Consider the following 5,597-nt stretch of genomic DNA (forward strand, 5'->3'; position numbering starts at 1 on the left):
CCCTTACACCGGAAAGCACTAGCCTTATATATACAGGTAATTGCACCTCCAATCCTTTTAAAAATTTAAGGTAGTTCATCAGTTCCCGCATTACATAACCTTCCAGAAGCCGAGCGTTGAGCATGTCTTGTCGATATAAAATCGTATGGTTTAGTGTTTCCATTATGCCATTCTTATACACCTGCAGGTAATTGGGCGCAAAACTAAATCCAGGCATATTGACAGCAATTCTTACTCCTTCGAAGTTTGCCTTCGGTGTGCGGCTTCCACCACCCAAAGGCGCCAGATCAAACGCTCCATATTGAGCATCCAGTATAGGGTAACGAACGTCCGGGTTTGAGACTGAACCGGGAATCATTTGCAAAACCGCAACCGGTAGCTCTTTGAATGTAGCGTCGTTTAGCATGCGTTCCAAATGTTGCTCAGAAAGTTTGTTTACCATTGTTCGCAGCTCATTTTTCTGTCTCAACATGGCTTCGATCTCCTGAATATCCAGTTGATATTTACGATTGGAGGTCCTGGAATAACAAACTTTGCTCTTATCGATCTGGACCTGGTGAGGCTTGTCAGCACTTTCTTTGACGGCAATCATCAGCAGATAATTTCCGGTATCCAATTTCCATATCCGGATCTCCACTGGCATTCTCGGACTAATGCTGTCCAGGATCAGGCTGTCTATCTGCCTGAGGGTTTGATCGAGATTGTCAATAGGAAAGCCGTCAGCCGAAGTAGGCACGCCCTTAGTCTCCCCTATCCCATAAATGATGATTCCTCCTTTGCAGTTCGCAAAGGACGAAACGTCCTGCAAGAATTCCTTCTTCTCGCTTGCAATTTTTAACGACAATAAACTTTTGTATTCCAGGTTTTGGTCTTCAGGCACCTGATTTGTCACCAAGGCAATTAGATCTTCTACAGTGATTTGAGCTGGCTTGGGTAATTTCATATCCATTAAATGCTTTAATTATGTCTCATTTTACTAAGCAACTATCAGACAGCGTGTTAAAAACTGAAAGACAGCGCATGATCAATTTATTTGCGGAACTTGATGTGATGCTCCAGACTGAAACTGGGCACCTCCTTTAGAATCTGGTCAACATGCGACTTGGATAGCCATATGTTTCTTGTGAACTCAAAATAATCTGCGTCACCATGGAGGTAATAATACCAGTAATATCTTCCACCACCTGAATTCTGTGCAGAAATGGTGTTGTGAATAAGCTCATTGGACACCACCACCCAAGTGCTCCTTTCTTCATGAACAAACTCAGTCGCATCGATGTCTTTTAATATTACCGTCTGAAAGATGGGATTCTCCAAACCAATCTGGTCAGGTGCTAAAAACTTGAGAGCGTAGGTCTGATCAGCCTTTTGTTCGTACCGCACTGTCTGCTCAGCCATTTTAAATTTAACTGAATAATTATGTTTTGGAACATCTGAAGGAAGAAGTTCGCGCCCTTCTGCGCTGAGTGGCGTTCCATCCTCGTCCTCATGCCATTCGGGGTTTCTGACTTTAATGCTAATGACTATATCCATGGTTTAATTGGTTGGCCTTAAAGATAATTTTTTATTTTTGGATGCCCTATGTCAAACCCAATCCCCTTTGAAACGACAATTACCTAATCCGTTCGTTTTGGGCGCATATGGACCCGTTATCAGACAACCACTGTAATCCTTTAATTACTATATTAGCCTAAACTAAATATCTAATGGCAAAATTTAAAGGCGGGCTCTCAGCGCTGCAATCTCTCCTAGGAGAACATAAAATTGATGGTACATGGTCTGAAATTCCTAATGGCTATAAATTCATTACCCCTGATGGTGCAGTTTTATCACTATATAATACAGAAACCATATTAAGTCAGGGTAAAGGAACTTCAAAAGGAAAAATCGACGCCTTAATCAGAAATCCGGGAGCTGGAGAGGCTAAGTTGATCCCGACTGAAAGCAAACCAGAAGTTGCAAAATCACCACAACTGTTTGTAGTGTATGGTCATGATCAAACCAGCCGTGATCAGTTGGAACTTATCCTCAGCAAATTAGGAATAGAACCTTTTATACTAGCAAAATCAAGTGGAGAAGGATTGACAATCATTGAGGCCTTAGAAAGGCATCTGGGCACAGAAGGGACGGCAAACGTTGGCATCGTTTTATTGACACCTGATGATTTGGGATATGCAAAAAGAGATGGGGAGGGAGCCATCAAAGAGCGGGCAAGGCAAAATGTCATTCTTGAAATGGGCATGTTAATTTCAAAATTAGGGCGGCAGAACACCTTGATTCTTGTGAAAGGCCGATTAGAAAGACCTTCCGATACAGATGGGATTATCTACCACTCCTTTACTGACCATGTAAAAGAAGTTGGCCTCGCACTTGTGGAGAGACTGGAGAGATCAGGATTTCCAATCGATCATAAACGTGCACTGGATGCTATAAGATAGTGTACGATGGCAAAAGAAAAGCAAAAGTATTATACGGTATGGGTAGGTCGTAAGCCAGGCGTGTACCTCTCATGGGAAGATTGTAAAGCACAGATACATCAATTTGAAGGTGCGGTATATAAAAGCTTTTCCAGCTTAAACCAAGCTAAGGAAGCATTTGCGAGAGATAGTGCAACATTCATTGGTAAGACCAAAGGCCCAAATCATTCTTCAGATCTTTCCAAACATTCAGCTCTTCCGGAAGAGAATAGCCTTTGCGTGGACGGAGCCTGGAACACAAAGACCAATGCGATGGAATATCAAGGCGTCCTTTTTCCTGATGGCGAAAGAGCTTTTCACGCAGGACCATTTCTTACCGGGACTAATAATATCGCCGAATTTCTGGGTATTGTACATGCACTGACCTATTGCAAAGAGCATCCTGAAATTACACTTATCTATTCGGATAGCCAGACCGCAATAACTTGGGTAAAAAACAAAATGGCTAAAACTAAAATCGCCACAACTGATATAAACTTGCCCATTATCGCTATAGTACGCAGAGCTGAAAACTGGCTCGTGAATAATAGCTATGCTACCAAAATAAAAAAGTGGCAAACCAAGGAATGGGGCGAGAACCCAGCTGATTTCGGCAGGAAATAGATATTACCAGCACACCAATCCAACGTGTTGATGCAGTACCTACGAATTTTGAATATAGACTCGATGAAACTTTCCAAATTCGTGCAGGTCATCCCGGTTTTTTCTTAAAACTGCTACAAAATAACCTGAGTGGAAAATCCAAAATGATTAACTCCTCTTTGCCAATTTCAAAAACTAAGATAACAACTTGATATCTAACAGAAAAAGGGGGTATCCTAATTTTGGCAAGTGGGGTCAGTATACCTTGGTTTATCCAATTATTCATCCTAATCGGAAATATTGAGTTGGAATATCTCTTTTAGGTCATAATAGATTTGCTCTTGGGGCAGAGTGAATGCCCCAAATTTATCAATGGCATACTGGTCAAAGCTGGTCATCGATCTGATCAGGTTCTGCGAAGTACCGTCTTTTTTAAACCGTTGCTTTTCGCGCTTCAGGAAATAGTGGTACTCGTTGATAAGTTTTTTAAGCATCGTCTTGTCCTTGGACAGCAACGAAATATTATCCACGAAGAAATCAGCCTGGATCATCGTTAGCGGCATTACCTTTTTAAAATCTGCCTCGAACTTCGAAAATACCTCATCTGCCTTTTGGCCGACATAATCATTGATCCCATAGGTGGCCGCCTTCGGGTCGGTGCAAATAATGACCGGATAGATATTGAGTTTATGAGAACTATTGCGGATCTGCAATAGCTTTTTATCGTCCTGTTTGATGTAAGTTATATACCTATCAAGTTGTGATATCCCCTTTTTGCCTTCCACATAATTTTTATCTACATGCTTTTGGAGTTCTTCAGCACTTTGCTCATCAAAAATACGATAGTGCTGTGCCACCGATTTTATCTCAAAGACAAAGACTTCAGTCTCATTAACAATTAGGGTAAAGTCAGCCAAAAAAATATCGTCGGATTCAAGCAGCCTTACCCCTTGCTTCTCCAACGACCTCAATAGGGTTCCCATGAGAAACTCTTCATAGTACTTCTTGCCAAAATGCGCTAGCAGTCCATTCATATTCTTAAAACCTGCTAATTTCTGATAATTGGTTTTATAAAACAGCAGGTACATAAACGCACGTTCGGAAATCAGGGAAAAGTTACGATGGTCAATAACGTATATGGTACCTGCTGAAGTTTCAAAGAACGGCTTTGACAGCATCATCCCCATGTTGAAATTCTCTTCGCTCGCCACCTTTTTATTAATAAGTAGTTCCATTGGTTCCAGATAGGACAGCGAGGAATCCTGCCGTTGAAGCTGAGGAACCAATGCCCCACTCCTTTCCAGGAAATCGAAGATGTGCCTTAGGGACATGATGAAAAAATAAATGGTTTCAAGACCTGTCCTTTCTCTAAAGCTTTTTTGTAGCGCTATGAAATCAGCGCCCAGTGATTTTTGCAAGAAATCCAACATCAAGAGGTGCTTGATCAAGCCAGTCCGGACAAAATCAACTTTGGATACACGGCTTACACCCTGCATCATCACCAGTGTCCACATCAATTCATGGTTCGTAAAAGATCTGTCCAAGATCCCGTTATCGTAATAGTGCTCATTATAACTGAGCAGTACGTCAAATATGCGCTGCTCGTACTGCCCGTCATTGAGTTCCCTGGTAATCTGGTTGTCCTTGAGACTTTTAAATAGATCCAGCACAATCTTATCGATCACAGCGGATTGAACAAAAGTAAAGCTGTGACCACTTCCAAGAAATGCTTTGAGTCTTCTGGCCTTTTCTGGTGGAAGGTTTCCGATGATATTTTCTACGGCCCCATCTTTTTGATGCTGGTACCGGTTCCTGTCCAAAGAGTTCCTAAGTCCTATCATAGTTAGGACCACCATTTCAAGATCATATCCTTTGATTATCTCTAGTGGTTCTTTTGGAGTTTGATGACCCGGATAAAAGGTGCTGTAGTCGAGAACAGGTGTCAGTCTTTTCATCTTGATTAGAATTTTAGGCCATCTTTAACCTTTTAATTTCATTTAAACTTAAAGAAATAAAAATTTAACCATACCCTCACTCACCTTATCCATCACTTGCCGTCGGCTAGTAAGTTGTTGCAATTAGGATTATTGTTACCCCTGCTTCATTGGTTCAGCAAAGATGATTTTCAGATTTTCGAAATAAATTCTCATGTATCCGTAATCATCTGGGATTTTTATTTAGGTTTTCTTAAGTTCAGGGAACTGGTTTATAAATAGCTAAAAACAACTGTACATCAGTCAAATAGCTCATCGAACTGGGTGCCATTTTTAAATAGTTAAAGTTTTGGAAATCCTAACAATAATCCACTAACCTATACATGAAGTGAAGTATTATATGTAATTTTACTGATCGCAAATAACAATAATTTTATTCACCAGTGTATAGAGGATGTGTGTATGTTTTCACTAAAAACTATACACTGGTGATTTTTGAATCGATGTCTTAGGATAGTAAATATCTCAAAAACAAAAGTAACACAATTGACGTGGATATGATAGCGAGTAAAGAATACTGATTCGTCCTCACGATCTTCTTACC

5 protein-coding genes are annotated in these 5,597 nt (G+C 40.8%); 2 read left to right on the forward strand and 3 right to left on the reverse strand.

From position 1 onward, the window contains the following. Both AC1DDX_RS22140 and AC1DDX_RS22145 read right to left on the reverse strand, forming a co-directional pair. Window positions 1-892 (reverse strand): AlbA family DNA-binding domain-containing protein (locus AC1DDX_RS22140; protein ID WP_477622611.1); only part of this gene is annotated, 892 nt, incomplete at its 3' end. Window positions 893-1,029: 137 nt separating this feature from the next. Continuing rightward, window positions 1,030-1,533, reverse strand: a complete 504-nt coding sequence (locus tag AC1DDX_RS22145) for a hypothetical protein (RefSeq protein WP_337715285.1) — start codon at window positions 1,531-1,533, stop codon at window positions 1,030-1,032. 173 nt (window positions 1,534-1,706) lie between these two features. On the opposite strand from AC1DDX_RS22145, the gene AC1DDX_RS22150 reads away from it, so the two are divergent. Next, window positions 1,707-2,438, forward strand: coding sequence for a nucleotide-binding protein (locus tag AC1DDX_RS22150; RefSeq protein WP_337715288.1), 732 nt, complete (start codon window positions 1,707-1,709; stop codon window positions 2,436-2,438). Between the two features lie 6 nt (window positions 2,439-2,444). Further along, the gene (locus tag AC1DDX_RS22155; protein ID WP_337715290.1) at window positions 2,445-3,080 is read left to right on the forward strand and encodes a ribonuclease H family protein; all 636 of its coding nucleotides are present in this window, start codon (window positions 2,445-2,447) and stop codon (window positions 3,078-3,080) included. Window positions 3,081-3,346: 266 nt separating this feature from the next. On the opposite strand, the gene AC1DDX_RS22160 is transcribed toward AC1DDX_RS22155, so the two are convergent. Further along, window positions 3,347-5,014 (reverse strand): P-loop NTPase family protein, encoded by a 1,668-nt coding sequence (locus AC1DDX_RS22160; protein ID WP_337715292.1) that lies wholly within the window; start codon window positions 5,012-5,014, stop codon window positions 3,347-3,349. Between the last annotated feature and the right edge of the window lie 583 nt (window positions 5,015-5,597).

It is taken from the genome of Pedobacter sp. 10L46_2, from assembly GCF_056395165.1.